Source organism: Janthinobacterium sp. 35, from assembly GCF_002754575.1.
GTDB lineage: Bacteria > Pseudomonadota > Gammaproteobacteria > Burkholderiales > Burkholderiaceae_D > Janthinobacterium > Janthinobacterium tructae.
Map to the genome: position 1 here is coordinate 1,613,665 of NZ_PEFN01000001.1, position 14,982 is coordinate 1,628,646.

Consider the following 14,982-nt stretch of genomic DNA (forward strand, 5'->3'; position numbering starts at 1 on the left):
AAACTCTAGAAAGGAGGTGATCCAGCCGCACCTTCCGATACGGCTACCTTGTTACGACTTCACCCCAGTCACGAATCCTACCGTGGTAAGCGCCCTCCTTACGGTTAAGCTACCTACTTCTGGTAAAACCCGCTCCCATGGTGTGACGGGCGGTGTGTACAAGACCCGGGAACGTATTCACCGCGACATGCTGATCCGCGATTACTAGCGATTCCAACTTCATGCAGTCGAGTTGCAGACTACAATCCGGACTACGATACACTTTCTGCGATTAGCTCCCCCTCGCGGGTTGGCGGCGCTCTGTATGTACCATTGTATGACGTGTGAAGCCCTACCCATAAGGGCCATGAGGACTTGACGTCATCCCCACCTTCCTCCGGTTTGTCACCGGCAGTCTCATTAGAGTGCCCTTTCGTAGCAACTAATGACAAGGGTTGCGCTCGTTGCGGGACTTAACCCAACATCTCACGACACGAGCTGACGACAGCCATGCAGCACCTGTGTACTGGTTCTCTTTCGAGCACTCCCTGATCTCTCAAGGATTCCAGCCATGTCAAGGGTAGGTAAGGTTTTTCGCGTTGCATCGAATTAATCCACATCATCCACCGCTTGTGCGGGTCCCCGTCAATTCCTTTGAGTTTTAATCTTGCGACCGTACTCCCCAGGCGGTCTACTTCACGCGTTAGCTGCGTTACCAAGTCAATTAAGACCCGACAACTAGTAGACATCGTTTAGGGCGTGGACTACCAGGGTATCTAATCCTGTTTGCTCCCCACGCTTTCGTGCATGAGCGTCAATCTTGACCCAGGGGGCTGCCTTCGCCATCGGTGTTCCTCCACATATCTACGCATTTCACTGCTACACGTGGAATTCTACCCCCCTCTGCCAGATTCTAGCCTTGCAGTCTCCAATGCAATTCCCAGGTTGAGCCCGGGGATTTCACATCAGACTTACAAAACCGCCTGCGCACGCTTTACGCCCAGTAATTCCGATTAACGCTTGCACCCTACGTATTACCGCGGCTGCTGGCACGTAGTTAGCCGGTGCTTATTCTTCAGGTACCGTCATTAGCAAGAGATATTAGCTCTCACCGTTTCTTCCCTGACAAAAGAGCTTTACAACCCGAAGGCCTTCTTCACTCACGCGGCATTGCTGGATCAGGCTTTCGCCCATTGTCCAAAATTCCCCACTGCTGCCTCCCGTAGGAGTCTGGACCGTGTCTCAGTTCCAGTGTGGCTGGTCGTCCTCTCAGACCAGCTACTGATCGATGCCTTGGTAGGCTTTTACCCTACCAACTAGCTAATCAGATATCGGCCGCTCCACGAGCATGAGGTCTTGCGATCCCCCACTTTCATCCTTAGATCGTATGCGGTATTAGCGTAACTTTCGCTACGTTATCCCCCACTCTAGGGTACGTTCCGATATATTACTCACCCGTTCGCCACTCGCCACCAGAGCAAGCTCCGTGCTGCCGTTCGACTTGCATGTGTAAGGCATGCCGCCAGCGTTCAATCTGAGCCAGGATCAAACTCTTCAGTTTAATCTCTGTTTAATGTCATTTCTGACAGGTCGGACAGCATCACTACCATCCAAATCTTTTGCATTGCAAAAGATTTGCTCACTCAAAAAACTGACAGACTACTTCCGAAGAAGTATCCTATTTCATTATTTCTTGTGAACATTTGATATTTTAAGTTAGACGCCAATCCGAAGATTGACGCTGCACTTACATCAAATGCCCACACTTATCGACTGTTAATTGTTAAAGAACGGTATTCGGTACTGCTTATTTACTACTCTCGCGCTATCGACAAAGCGTTGTGTTTGTCAGCTGCGAAGAAGGGAGAGTATGAAGCTTTTTCAGCATTTCGTCAACCTTCTTTATTTCCCACTTCACTCGGCATTTGCATGCATCGTTCAGCGAGGGGGCGAATTATAGCCCTGCCCCACGCACCCGGCAAGGGCTATTTTGCAGCTGAGCAAATATTGCTGTGTGATATCGTAGCACCAACAATCCCCTGCCTCACCCACTTTGACTCTCATGCCTATCCCACACATCACCCCCACCGCCAATCCCGCACTGGCCAGCGCACTCGAACATGCCATCAATAGCAAGACCAAGCCGCTGGGCAGCCTGGGACTACTGGAAACCCTGGCCCATCAGATCGGCCTGATCCAGCAAAGCACGCAACTGGCACTACACCAGCCCGCCATCATCGTTTTTGCGGCCGACCATGGCGTCGTCGCCGAAGGCATTTCCGCCTATCCACAAAGCGTGACCTGGCAAATGGTGGAAAACTTCCTGGCCGACGGCGCTGCCATCAATGTCTTTGCCCGTCAGAACAATTGCGCCTTGTATATAGTAGATGCGGGCGTCAACCACGACTTCGGCCCGCGCGACGGCTTGCTCGACCGCAAACAGGGTCCCGGCACCCTCAACTTTGCCAACGAAGCCGCCATGAGCAAGCAACAGTGTATCGCCGCCATGCAGGCGGGGATGGACCTGGCCGCCACGCTCGATGGCAATGTGCTTGGCTTTGGCGAAATGGGTATCGGCAACACCACCACCGCCGCTGCGCTGATGCACAAGCTGACGCAAACCCCGGTCGCCGATTGCGTGGGCGCCGGCACCGGCCTGTCGAAGGAAGGGATATTGCACAAACAGCAGGTGATCGAGGCAGCCGTCGCCCATCATGCGGCAGTCAATGATACGCTCGACGTACTGGCCACCTTCGGTGGTTTCGAGATCGCCATGATGGCAGGCGCCATGCTCAAAGCGGCCGAACGGCGCATGATTTTGCTGATCGACGGCTTCATCGTCAGCAGCGCCCTGCTGGTGGCGGCCCGTCTGCAGCCGGCCATCCTCGATTACTGCGTGTTTTCGCACTGCTCCGATGAAAACGGCCACCGCCAGCTGCTGGCCAGCCTGGGTGCGCGTCCGCTGCTGCACCTCGATTTGCGCCTCGGCGAAGGCACGGGTTCGGCCCTGGCCTTGCCGCTGCTGCACGCGGCCGTCAACTTCATGCGCGAGATGGCGACCTTTGCCTCGGCCCAGGTCAGCGAAAAGTCCACGCCAGACTAAGACCATGACCAATCCCGTTTCCGCCGCAGTCCATCAGTGCCGCCTCTTCTTCATTGCACTGCAGTTCTTCACGCGCCTGCCGATTCCGCGCTGGGTGGGTTTCGAGCCGGCCTGGCTGCAGCATGCCTCGCGCTACTTTCCGCTGGTCGGCGTGGTGGTGGCGGCCATTTCCGGCGCAGTGTATCTGCTGGCCAGCTGGCTACTGCCTTCGGCGGTGGCCGTGCTGCTGGCCGTCGCCGCCGGCATTTATCTGACGGGCGCCTTCCATGAAGACGGCTTCGCCGACATGTGCGATGGCTTTGGCGGTGGACTGACGCGCGAACGGGTACTGGAAATCATGAAGGATTCGCGCATCGGCGCATATGGCGCCATCGGCATCATCTGCCTGCTGGCCATCAAATGTGCGGCGCTCGCTTCGCTGCCACCTGCCACGCTGGTGGCGACATTATTCATCGCCCATCCTTTGTCTCGCCTGGCCGCCGTCTCGCTGATCTGGGTCATGGACTATGCGCGCGACGAAGGCAAGGCCAAGCCGATGGCGCAAGAAATGACTACCGCAGAGTTCATCATCGCCGCCGTCTGCGCGCTGTTGCCCGCCATCGCCTGCGGCGTGCTGGGGATAGTTAGCTGGGCTGCGCTGGTCTTTGCCATCGTGGTGGCGGCAGCTGCCGCATTCTGGCTGGGCCGCAAATGCCAGCACCGCCTGCAAGGCTACACAGGCGACTGCCTGGGCGCAGTACAGCAAGTGGCGGAAGTGGCGATTTACCTGGCCATCCTGTCCAGCTTCCAGCCCCCCATACGCTTCTATTAGCATGCGACTGATTTTAGTACGCCACCCCGCGCCGCAGGTGACCAGCGGCACCTGCTATGGCCGCAGCGACGTGGCGGTGGCGTCGCACGAAATGGCCTCGGCGCGCGCCAGCCTGCAAGCAACGCTGCCGGCCGGCGTGCCGCTGTATGCCAGCCCCCTGCGCCGCTGCGCCGGCCTGGCGACAGCATTGGCGCAAGACCTGCCTTCCAGCGGCTTGCGCTTCGATGCGCGACTGGCCGAGATGGATTTCGGCGCGTGGGAAATGCAGCCCTGGCACGCGATTGCACGCGCGGACATCGATGCCTGGGCCGCCGATCTGGCCTGGTATCGTCCTGGCGGGGGTGAGAATGTGCTGGCGATGGCCGCCCGCGTCGATGCGTTTTTAGGCGATCTGTTGCGTGAACAACACGAAACGGCAGTCATCATCTGCCACGCGGGCACCATCCGCCTGCTGTTGGCACTGCAAGCCCGGCTGCCATTGGAAGAAACCGCCCTGCTGGCCGCCCGTTCCACCCACAAAATCGCCTACGGCGCGACGGTCGTCGTCGATTTCTGATATCGAAGCGTCCAGCCAGCCATTTCAGTCTACGTCTGCTGCACGTATAATGGCGGGGTTTTGGTGCCCGCGCTCATGTCCATGAGCGCAGTTAAACGGGAAACACGATGCCGCTCCCGCGGCGAGCGTGTGCTGCCCCCGCAACGGTAAGCAAGTGTCGCCCCTCCCGACAGGAAGCGGGCGACAAGCTATCTCTGACAACCACTGTGCTTGCAATCATCGAGCATGGGAAGGTGGGATAGCGGTACTTGCCAGCCCGGATACCGGCCAGGACAGGTGGAAGTGTGCGAACGGGGATGTTCGCGATCCGAATGGCCCATGGCCATCTTCGATCGTCATCGTCAGTTCCCACTTCTGTTCAATCTGGCCTACGGGGACGTCGGCTGGTTGCATATTACTTACTGAAAATTATCATGACCCATGCTGTTTCCCGCCACGCGGCCCTCACGTCGCTCGCGCTAGCCATTGCCGCGCCTGCCGCCTTCGCCCAAGCCACGCCAGATACCTTCGATCCGATCGTCGTCACCGCCAGCCGCTACCCGCAACACCTGAGCGAAGTCTTGAGCGATACGCAGACCATCAGCTCGGAAGACATCGCGCGTTCTGGCGCCAGCTCGATTGTCGACCTGTTGCAAAAACAACGCGGCATTGAAGTGGCACGCAACGGCGGCGCAGGCACCTCTGCCAGCGTATTCATTCGCGGTGCGAACAGCAACCAGAATATCGTGCTGGTTGATGGTGTGCGCATTGGCTCGTCCACCCTGGGCACGGCCAACTGGAGCGCCTTGCCCCTTTCCAGCATCGATCACATTGAAATCGTCTATGGTCCACTGAGCACCATGTACGGTGCGGACGCCATCGGCGGCGTGATCCAGATCTTCACGAAAAAAGGCGATGGCGCCACGCGCGTCTCCGCCTTCGCCGGTTACGGCAGCAACAACACGCGCCAGGTCGAAGCGCAAGTGGCCGGCTCCACCGCTGGTCCGAACAGCTTCAGCTATGCGCTGGCAGCTGGCAAGGAAAAATCGGATGGTTTCTCGGCTTCGAAACTCGGTGCATCGCCTGAATACACCTACAACCCGGACAAAGACGGCTACGACAAGGAAAGCTTCAGCGGCCAGTTCGGCTATCAGATGGCCAAAGGCCATGAAGTGGGCCTGACATTCCTGAATAGCGAACTGAAAGCGCAGTATGACGCCGGTCCTGGCTACGATGCACGCAGCAACGAGAAACTGGAAAACATTTCGGTCTTCACGAAGAACGAATTTCTGCCCAACTGGACCAGTGAACTGCGTTATGCGGAAGCGCGCGACAAGGCCGGCAATGATGGCGGCACCGATTCGTGGAGCAAGAGCCAGATCAACACCAAACAGACCGACCTGACCTGGCAAAATGACATCCGCTTCGGCCGCGACAACCTGCAACTGCTGGCCAGCTACCGCGATGAAGACGTCACATCGAGCACCACGCCGGAAGTCACGGGCGCACGCCATACGAAATCCTTCGCGGCAGCGTACAACATGGTGCGCGGCGCGCATCTGTTCAATATCAGCGGCCGCCGTGATGACAGCTCGGCATTCGGCACGCATAACACGGGCAGCGTCGCCTACGGCTACCGCATCACCAACGCACTGCGCGCCAGCGCCAGCTACGGCACCAGCTTCCGCGCACCGACCTTCAATGAGCTGTACTACCCGGGCTATGGCCTGGCGACGAACAAGCCGGAACAGGGCCGCAACGCCGAAGTGGGTCTGCGCTACGACGACGGCGTGTCGAAACTGAGCGCCAGCTATTACCACAACAAGGTCAGCGACCTGCTGGTAAATGCCTCGCCTTGTCCCGATCCACTGTTCACCGGCTACGGCTGCGCCTACAACGTCAACAAGGCGCTGCTGGAAGGCCTGACGATTGCTGGCGCACGCAAGTTCGGCGCTTTCAACGTCAGCGGCAACATCGACCTGCAAGACCCGCGCGATGAAACCAAGGACAAGCAACTGGTACGCCGCGCCAAGCAACACGCCAACTTCGCCGTCGACTACACGGCGGGCGCGCTGACGTCGGGCGCCGAGTGGCAATTGTCGGGCAAGCGTTTCGATGATGCCGCCAACAAGAACGTCCTGGGCGGATATGGCCTGGTCAATCTGTACGCCACCTACCAGTTCACCCGCGACTGGTCGGTGCTGGCGCGCTGGAATAACATCGCCAACAAGGATTACGAACTGGCCCGCTTCTACGCGACACCCGGCTCGAAAGTCTTCGTCGGCGTACGCTACGGCATGAAATAACCCCGTCGTAATGATGTAAGCTGCGGGCGATGGCATGCCGCCGTCGCCCGCAGATGCAGTTCTGCGGTCCCCGTTTTTAAGGCAGTACATGCACCCATTTTTCCGCAACATGCGCCACCGCGCCACCGTGATCCTCACGGTGCTGATCGTGTGCGCAATTGCCAGCCTGATTTTCTCCGGCATGATCGGTTCGATCGCGATCCCGCTCGCCGACCTGCCTTCCGCCCTGTTCCATGTGGTGCAGGGCAAGTCCGATACCCTCGCCGCCACCCTGCTCGACCTGCGCCTGGGCCGCGCGCTGACCGCGTTTGTCACCGGCGCGGCGCTCTCCTTGGCCGGCGTCATGATGCAGGCGCTGCTGCGCAATCCCCTGGCCGACCCGTACGTGCTGGGCATTTCCGCCGGCGCTTCCGTCGGCGCGCTGGCCGCGCTGCTGTTCATGTGCGCGCTGTGGGTGGTCGACGCGGCCGCCTTTGCCGGCGCCGTCGGCGTATCGATGCTGCTGTATTTTTTTGCCCGCCGCGACCTGCGCGGCGGCACGGCTGCCGAAGGCGGCGCCTCGCTCTTGCTGCTGACGGGCGTGATCCTGGCCTCGGCCTGCATGGCCATCGTCACCCTGATGCTGTCGATTGCCCCGGAAAGCCGCTTGCGCAGCATGGTGTTCTGGATGATCGGCGACCTGGCCGGCGCGCCCGCGCGGCTGATGCCCTGGCTGGTCCTGGCCGGCGCCCTTGTCTTTGCCTTGCGCTGCGCGCGCTCGCTGAACGTCATGGCCCTGCACGCGGAAGCGGCCAGCACGCTGGGCGTACGCGTGGGAGCGTTGCGCAAGGGCCTGTTCTTCTGTTCCGGCCTGCTCACGGCCAGCGCCGTCACCAGCGCCGGCAGCGTGGGTTTTGTCGGCCTGATCGTGCCGCACGCGCTGCGCTTTGCCTGCGGCCCCGATCATCGTCTGCTGATACCGGCCGCCGCGCTGGCCGGCGGCACATTCCTGGTGCTGGCCGATACCTTGGCGCGTACCGTGCTGGCACCGTTGCAGCTGCCCGTCGGCGTGGTGACAGCCATGATAGGCGCGCCCGTCTTCCTGTACCAGCTGCATCGATTGCGCAGGGGATGAAAAAAGCATGATACGCACCTACCAACTCGGCCTGAAAGCGGGCACGCGCTGCCTGGTGGAAAACCTCGCCTGGCACATCAGGGATGGCGAATGCTGGAGCGTGATCGGCCGCAATGGCGCGGGCAAGAGCACCTTGCTGCGCGCGCTGGCCGGTTTGCGCGAACCCGATGCGGGCCACGTGACGATACAGGGCCGCGCCCTGGTCGACTGGCCGCTGGAGGAGCTGGCGCGTGAACGCGCCTTCCTGGCGCAAGCGCGCCACGATGCGTTCTCGTACCGCGTCGTCGAAACCGTGCTGTCGGCGCGCCACCCGTATCACGACAACCATTACTGGGAAGGCAGCGACGACCAGAGTATCGCCCTGGCGGCACTGGCATCGATGGAAGTGGAGCACCTGGCCGAGCGTGACGTGCGCAGCCTGTCCGGCGGCGAACGCCAGCGCGTGGCGATCGCCGCCATGCTGGCGCAGGATACGCCCTTGCTGCTGCTGGACGAACCGGCCAATGCGCTGGACCTGGCGCACCAGGTCAGCGTCATGGGCCTGCTGGCTAAGCTGTGCCGCGAACAGAATAAAACCGTGGTGATGGTGGGACATGACCTGAACCTGGCACACAGCGTCTCGACCCACGCGCTGTTGCTGATGGGCGACGGCGGCTGGCTGGCCGGCCCCGTGGCCGAAGTGATGCAGGCGTCCATCCTGGGCGACTACCTGGGCCACCCGATCGAGATCATCGCCCACGGCAAACGCAAGATATTCATACCCAAAGAGGATTAAACATGAGCGATAACATCGACGCGGACACCGTAGCCAATACCGCAGCTATCAACGAACGCCACCGCGTGCGCATGGAGCGCAAGAAGGCCATCATCGACGCGGCCATCGCCAAGGCCGACAAGGAAATCGGCATCATCATCGTCAATACGGGCAATGGCAAAGGCAAGAGTTCGAGCGGCTTCGGCATGGCCATCCGCGCCATGGGCCACGGCATGAAGGTGGGCGTGGTGCAGTTCATCAAGGGCGCCATGTCGACGGGCGAAGAAAAATTCCTGCGCCGCTTCCCAGACGAGATCAGCTTTCATGCGATGGGCGAAGGCTATACCTGGGAAACGCAGAACCGCGAACGCGACATCGAAAAAGCCGAACTGGCATGGGAGCAGGCGAAGACCTTCCTGGCCGACCCAGCCTATGGCCTGGTGCTGTTCGATGAACTCAATATCGCCCTCAAATACAACTACCTCGACGTGCACAAGGTCATCGCCGACCTGCTGGAACGCCCGGCGATGCAGCACGTGGTCATCACGGGCCGCGGCGCGCCGGACGAATTGATCGCCATCGCCGACACCGTCACCGAAATGGCCGTCGTCAAGCATGCGTACGCGGCCGGCATCGGCGCACAAATCGGCACCGAGTGGTAACAGCGCCATGACGCGCACCCTGGTCTTCGGCGGCGCCCGTTCCGGCAAGAGCGCCTATGCGGAAAAGCTGGCCCGCGAGTCGGGCAAGGAAGTCGTCTATATCGCCACCGCGCAGGCGGGCGATGAGGAAATGGCCACGCGCGTCAGGCACCACCGTGCGCAGCGCCCGGCCGAGTGGGCGACACTGGAAGAACCGCTGCGCCTGGGCGACGCCATCCTGCGGGAAGCATTGCCTGGGCGCCTGCTGCTGGTCGACTGCCTGACCTTGTGGCTGACGAACCTGATGTTTTCCAGCGGCGAAACGTATCCCGACGTGGGCGACATCGCCCTGCCCGAACTGTTCCACAGCGAGCGCGCGCACCTGCTGTACGCGCTGGCCGAAATTGGCGATACCGGCTGCGACCTTGTTCTGGTATCGAACGAAGTGGGCATGGGCATCGTGCCGTATGGCGCCATCTCGCGCTGCTTCACCGATGAAGCGGGCCGTCTGAACCAGGCCGTGGCGGCCATCTGCGACAGGGCCGTGTTTGTCGCCGCCGGCCTGCCCCTGCACCTGAAAGGCGCCCCATGCTGAGCGGCTTGTCGCTGCCCATGCTGGCAGGCCTGATGACGGCCGGCGTACTGCTCGATCTGATCCTGGGCGAGACGCGCCGCTGGCATCCGCTGGTGGGCTTTGGCCGCATCGCCAGCGCGCTCGAACGCCTGCTGAACCGGGGCCGTGGGCGTTTTCTGCGCGGCGCGCTGGCGTGGGTATTGGCCGTACTGCCGATCAGCTATGCCGCCTGGTGGCTGTGCGGCCTGGCCGGTGCGGCCCTGCACGTCTTCCTGCTGTATCTGTGCCTGGGCTTGCGCAGCCTGCGCGACCACAATCAACCGATCGCCGATGCCCTGGCCATGAATGACCTGGACAACGCGCGCCTGCTGACGGCGCGCATCGTCAGCCGCGACACGGCCAACGCCGATGCGGCCAGCCTGGCCAAGGCCAGCACGGAATCCTTGCTGGAAAACGGCAATGATGCCGTCTTCGGTACCCTGTTCTGGTTTGCCGTGGCAGGCGGCCCCGGCGCCGTGCTATTCAGGCTGGCCAATACCCTCGACGCCATGTGGGGCTACCGCAACGAACGCTACGACTGGTTCGGCTGCTGCGCCGCACGCATCGACGACATATTGAATTACCTGCCGGCGCGCCTGACGGCCCTGTCCTATGTCTTGCTGGGCAAGACCATGGCGGACAAGCGGCGCGCCTGGCACTGCTGGCGCAGCCAGGCCCCCAGCTGGGGCAGCCCGAACGCGGGCCCCGTGATGGCCAGCGGCGCCGGCGCCCTCGGCCTGGCCCTGGGTGGCGACGCCATCTACGACGGCGAGCTGGAACGCCGTCCGCCGCTGGGCGCCGGCCGTCCGGCCGAAGCGCGCGACATCGACCGCGCCTGGCGCCTGGTGGCCGAAACGGCCGTGCTGTGGCTGATCTGGGTGGCGCTGCTGGCCGGGCTGTATTACCTGCGGGGGAAATACTTTGCTTGAACATGGCGGCAACCTGCGCGACGCCGCGCGCGAATATGGTCGACCACTGGCCGACTGGATCGACCTGTCGACCGGCATCAATCCGCACGGCTATCCCGTGCCCGCCAGCAGCGCCAGCGCCTGGCACCGCCTACCGGAAAGCAACCCGGCGCTGACCGCCGCCGCCTGTGCCTACTATCACGCGCCAGCCATGCTGCCGGTGGCCGGCACGCAGGCGGCCATCCAGGCATTGCCCCGGCTGCGCGCGCCATCCTGTGTGGTCGTCGCCTCGCCCTCATACGCGGAACACGCGCACCACTGGGGCCAGCACGGCCACAACTTGCGGCATGTACCGTATGCGCAGCTGGCCAATGCGGTGGACAGCTGCGACGTGATGGTTGTCTGCAACCCGAACAACCCCACCGGCGCGCACATCGCGCCCGAAGTGCTGCTGGACTGGGCAAACAGGCTGGCCCAGCGCGGCGGCTGGCTGGTGGTCGATGAAGCGTTTGGCGACACGCAGGTGCAAGCCGGCCTGGGACCGCACGCGGGCCAGCCGGGACTCATCGTGCTGCGCTCGGTCGGCAAATTCTTTGGCCTGGCGGGACTGCGCCTGGGCTTTGTCGCCGCTCATCCCGAGCTGCTCAGCAAGCTGGCTGACATGCTGGGGCCATGGACCGTCAGCGGCCCGGCGCAGCAAGTGGCCCTGGCCGCGCTGACCGACGCGCCCTGGCAGGATGCGATGCGCCTGCGCCTGCGTGAAGAAGGCGAACGCCTGCGCCAGCTGCTCGCCAGCCACGGCATCGCCAGCGGCGGTTGCGCGCTGTTTCAATGGTGGCCGGAAGAAGACGCCGAAGCCTTCTGGCACCACATGGCGCAGCAGGGCATCTGGGTGCGCCTGTTCCGCCACGCCGCCTACGGCATCCGCCTGGGTTTGCCGCCGAACGAAGACGCCTGGCTCCAGCTGGAACAGGCACTGACCACATGGAAGAAGCTATGAACCACTTGAAAACAGCACTGCTACTGGCGGCACTGATCTCGACCCAGGCGCATGCCGCCATCACCGTACGCGATGACGATGGCAATGTCGTCACCCTGGCCAGGCCCGCGCAGCGCATCCTGGCGCTGGCGCCGCACGTCACGGAGCTGCTGTTCGCAGCCGGTGGCGGCGAGAAAATCGCCGGTGTCGTCAGCTATAGCGACTATCCGGAAGCGGCCAAAAAAATCCCGCAGGTAGGCGACAACCGCCAGTACGACATGGAGCGCATCATCGCCATGAAGCCGGACCTGATCGTCGTGTGGATGCATGGCAGCGCCGAGCGCCAGATCGCCATGCTGCGCCAGCTGAAGGTACCGATTTATCACAGCGAGCCGCGCAAGCTGGCCGACATCCCGGACAGCATGGAACGCCTGGGACAGCTGATGGGCACGGAAAAAGTCGCCAAGCCGGCCGCCGCGCAGCTGCGCGCCAAACTGGCCAGCCTGACGGCCCAGTATGCGCCGCGCCCGCCCGTGCGCGTGTTTTACCAGGTGTGGGACAAGCCCCTGTACACCTTGAGCGGCGCGAGCATCATCAGCGACTCCATGCGCGTGTGCGGCGCGCAAAACATCTTTGCCGCGATGAAGGTGGTGGCGCCCGTCGTCACGCCGGAAGGCGTGCTGCAGGAAGACCCGGAAGCCATTTTCGGCACCAGCGAAAAAAGCGATCCGCGCAGCGAAGGCGGCCTGGCCATGTGGCGCGCCTTCCCCTCGATGAAGGCCGTGCGCAGGAATAATCTGTTCCGCCTGAATGGCGACCTGCTGAACCGCGCCGGCCCGCGCATGATCGAAGGCACGGCCGCCATGTGCGAACAGCTGGAAGTGGCCCGCCAGCGCCGCAGCGCTCCCGCAGCCAAGACGGCGCCATGAGTCACTATCAGCGCATCGCCTGCCTGTCGACGGAAGCCGTGGAAACGCTGTATGCGCTGGGTGCCGAAGACGTCATTGCAGGCATTTCCGGCTTTACCGTGCGCCCTCCCCGCGCACGCGAGGAAAAGACCAAGATCAGCGGCTTTTCCTCCGCTGACCTGGAACGCATACTGGCAGTGAAACCGGATCTCGTGATCGGCTTTTGCGACATGCAGGCCGATATCTGCCGCGACCTGGTCAAGGCTGGCATCGAAGTACACCAATTCAACCAGCGCACGGTGGACGGCATCCTGCGCATGATCGCCGTGCTTGCCGCGCTGGTGCAACGCGAGGACGCCGGCCGCGAACTGATCGCCAGCCTGCGCGCGGACATCGCCGCCGCCCGGGCCCGCGCCGCAGCCTGGACGCGCAAGCCCGTGATGTACTTTGAAGAGTGGAATGATCCCCTGATGAGCGGCATCGGCTGGGCGGCGGAATTGATCGGCATCGCCGGCGGCACGGACGCCTTCCCGGAATTGTCCGCGCACCCGGGCGCCAGGGAACGCATCATCGCCGATCCTTTGGCCGTGGTGCGGCGCGCGCCCGACATCATCATCGCCAGCTGGTGCGGCAAGAAGTTCCAGCCCGCGCAACTGGCGGCACGTCCGGACTGGGATGCGATTCCCGCCGTGAAAAACCAGATGCTGTTCGAGATCAAGTCGCCCGATATCCTGTCGCCCGGTCCGGCCGCCATTACAGAGGGGTTACGCCAGATCAGCGACATCATCGCGCAATGGCAGGAGCGCCAGCCATGAACACCCCCTTCCCCTTCCTGATGGTGCAAGGCACGACGTCCGACGCGGGCAAGAGCACCGTCGTTGCAGCCCTGTGCCGATTATTGATGCGCCGCGGCGTGACGGTAGCGCCGTTCAAGCCGCAAAACATGGCCTTGAATAGCGCCGTGACGGCGGACGGCGGAGAAATCGGCCGCGCGCAAGCCTTGCAGGCACTGGCCTGCGGCATCGCGCCGCACACGGACATGAACCCGGTACTGTTAAAACCGTCGTCGAACACGGGCGCGCAGGTGATCATCCATGGCAAGGTGCGCGCCGAGATGGATGCGCGCGACTACCAGCAATATAAAACCATCGCCATGGGCGCCGTGCTCGAATCGTTCGCGCGCCTGCGCCAGCAGTACGACGCCGTCATCGTCGAAGGCGCCGGCAGCCCCGCCGAAGTCAACCTGCGCGCGCGCGACATCGCCAACATGGGCTTTGCGGAAGCCGTCGACTGTCCCGTGATTCTGGTGGCCGACATCGACCGTGGCGGCGTCTTCGCGCACATCATCGGCACCCTGGCGTGTTTGTCCGACAGCGAGCGGGCGCGCATCCTCGGCTTTGTCATCAACCGCTTCCGCGGCGACATCTCGCTGCTTCAACCGGGCATCGACTGGCTGGAGCAGCAGACGGGTAAACCCGTGCTGGCCGTGCTGCCCTATCTGCAAGGCCTGTTCCTCGACGCGGAAGACGCCGTCGACGCGATACAGACAGAACGCGGCGCCTTCAAGGTGCTGGTGCCGCAACTGCCGCGCATCAGCAACCACACGGATGTCGATGCGCTGCGCGCCCATCCCGGCGTCGACCTGCAATTCATCCAGCAAGGACAGCCGATTCCGCCGGCCGACCTGGTGATCCTGCCCGGCAGCAAGAACACGCGCGGCGACCTGGCCTGGCTGCAGCAGCAGGGCTGGCCCGCCTATCTGGCGAAGCACCTGCGCTACGGCGGCAAGGTCATCGGCATTTGCGGCGGCTTCCAGATGCTGGGGCAAAGCGTGTGCGACCCGCTGGGCGTGGAAGGGATGGCTGGAGAATCGAAGGCACTGGGCCTGCTCGATATGGTGACTGAATTGACGGCGGAAAAACGGCTGCAACAGGTGCGCGGCCACTGCGCGTTTGCTGGCGCGGACGATGCGCGCGTGGCCGGCTATGAAATCCACATGGGCGTCTCGCAGGGCGCCGCCCTGCGGCAGCCGGCGTTCATGATCGATGGACGGCCGGAAGGGGCCGTATCGGGCGACGGGCAAATCCTGGGCAGCTATTTGCACGGCATGTTCGACACGCCCGCCGCATGTTCGGCGCTGCTGCGCTGGGCGGGGCTGGACTCCGGCCACACGGTGGACACCGCCGCCCTGCGCGAGGCCAGCCTGGAGCGCATCGCCGACGCGGCGCTGCCGCTGCTGGATGCACTGGAACGATTGCCACGCTGATGGGGATGTCGGGTTACGCCGTACCGGCTAACCCGACCTACTTGCTGGATCAGATCAAACGCTAG

Annotated in this window: 13 protein-coding genes, 1 rRNA gene and 1 riboswitch; of the genes, 13 read left to right on the plus strand and 1 reads right to left on the minus strand. The window is 62.7% G+C overall.

What is annotated here, in order from left to right:
• Nucleotides 1-9: 9 nt before the first annotated feature.
• A 16S ribosomal RNA gene (locus CLU93_RS07220) occupies nt 10-1,540 on the minus strand.
• Between the two features lie 501 nt (nt 1,541-2,041).
• On the opposite strand from CLU93_RS07220, the gene cobT reads away from it, so the two are divergent.
• From cobT to CLU93_RS07285, 13 genes are all read left to right on the plus strand, one after another.
• A complete protein-coding gene (gene cobT / locus CLU93_RS07225; protein WP_099760558.1) occupies nt 2,042-3,082 on the plus strand; it encodes a nicotinate-nucleotide--dimethylbenzimidazole phosphoribosyltransferase in 1,041 nt (346 codons plus the stop codon).
• Between the two features lie 4 nt (nt 3,083-3,086).
• Nucleotides 3,087-3,893, plus strand: coding sequence for an adenosylcobinamide-GDP ribazoletransferase (locus tag CLU93_RS07230; protein WP_099760559.1), 807 nt, complete (start codon nt 3,087-3,089; stop codon nt 3,891-3,893).
• Between the two features lies 1 nt (nt 3,894).
• The gene (locus tag CLU93_RS07235; protein ID WP_099760560.1) at nt 3,895-4,449 is read left to right on the plus strand and encodes a histidine phosphatase family protein; all 555 of its coding nucleotides are present in this window, start codon (nt 3,895-3,897) and stop codon (nt 4,447-4,449) included.
• A gap of 44 nt (nt 4,450-4,493) precedes the next feature.
• A riboswitch (cobalamin riboswitch) is annotated at nt 4,494-4,735 on the plus strand.
• A 127-nt stretch (nt 4,736-4,862) separates the two neighbouring features.
• Nucleotides 4,863-6,734, plus strand: coding sequence for a TonB-dependent receptor domain-containing protein (locus CLU93_RS07240; protein ID WP_099760561.1), 1,872 nt, complete (start codon nt 4,863-4,865; stop codon nt 6,732-6,734).
• 88 nt (nt 6,735-6,822) lie between these two features.
• Nucleotides 6,823-7,848 carry a FecCD family ABC transporter permease gene (locus tag CLU93_RS07245; protein ID WP_099760562.1) on the plus strand — a complete coding sequence of 342 codons (1,026 nt, stop codon included), beginning with the start codon at nt 6,823-6,825 and terminating at the stop codon, nt 7,846-7,848.
• Nucleotides 7,849-7,855: 7 nt separating this feature from the next.
• Complete coding sequence (locus CLU93_RS07250) at nt 7,856-8,623, plus strand: ABC transporter ATP-binding protein (RefSeq protein WP_099760563.1); 768 nt, start codon at nt 7,856-7,858, stop codon at nt 8,621-8,623.
• Between the two features lie 2 nt (nt 8,624-8,625).
• A complete protein-coding gene (cobO, locus tag CLU93_RS07255) occupies nt 8,626-9,264 on the plus strand; it encodes a cob(I)yrinic acid a,c-diamide adenosyltransferase (protein WP_099760564.1) in 639 nt (212 codons plus the stop codon).
• A gap of 7 nt (nt 9,265-9,271) precedes the next feature.
• Nucleotides 9,272-9,838, plus strand: a complete 567-nt coding sequence (gene cobU, locus CLU93_RS07260) for a bifunctional adenosylcobinamide kinase/adenosylcobinamide-phosphate guanylyltransferase (protein WP_099760565.1) — start codon at nt 9,272-9,274, stop codon at nt 9,836-9,838.
• Nucleotides 9,832-10,785, plus strand: a complete 954-nt coding sequence (cbiB, locus tag CLU93_RS07265; RefSeq protein ID WP_099760566.1) for an adenosylcobinamide-phosphate synthase CbiB — start codon at nt 9,832-9,834, stop codon at nt 10,783-10,785. The genes cobU and cbiB overlap by 7 nt, the downstream gene beginning before the upstream one ends.
• Nucleotides 10,778-11,764: a threonine-phosphate decarboxylase CobD gene (gene cobD / locus CLU93_RS07270; protein WP_099760567.1), complete on the plus strand. Its 987-nt coding sequence runs from the start codon at nt 10,778-10,780 to the stop codon at nt 11,762-11,764. The genes cbiB and cobD overlap by 8 nt, the downstream gene beginning before the upstream one ends.
• Complete coding sequence (locus CLU93_RS07275) at nt 11,761-12,672, plus strand: cobalamin-binding protein (protein WP_099760568.1); 912 nt, start codon at nt 11,761-11,763, stop codon at nt 12,670-12,672. The genes cobD and CLU93_RS07275 overlap by 4 nt, the downstream gene beginning before the upstream one ends.
• Nucleotides 12,669-13,466: an ABC transporter substrate-binding protein gene (locus CLU93_RS07280; protein ID WP_099760569.1), complete on the plus strand. Its 798-nt coding sequence runs from the start codon at nt 12,669-12,671 to the stop codon at nt 13,464-13,466. Before CLU93_RS07275 ends, CLU93_RS07280 begins: the two co-directional genes overlap by 4 nt.
• Nucleotides 13,463-14,917: a cobyric acid synthase gene (locus CLU93_RS07285; protein WP_099760570.1), complete on the plus strand. Its 1,455-nt coding sequence runs from the start codon at nt 13,463-13,465 to the stop codon at nt 14,915-14,917. Before CLU93_RS07280 ends, CLU93_RS07285 begins: the two co-directional genes overlap by 4 nt.
• Nucleotides 14,918-14,982: the final 65 nt, after the last annotated feature.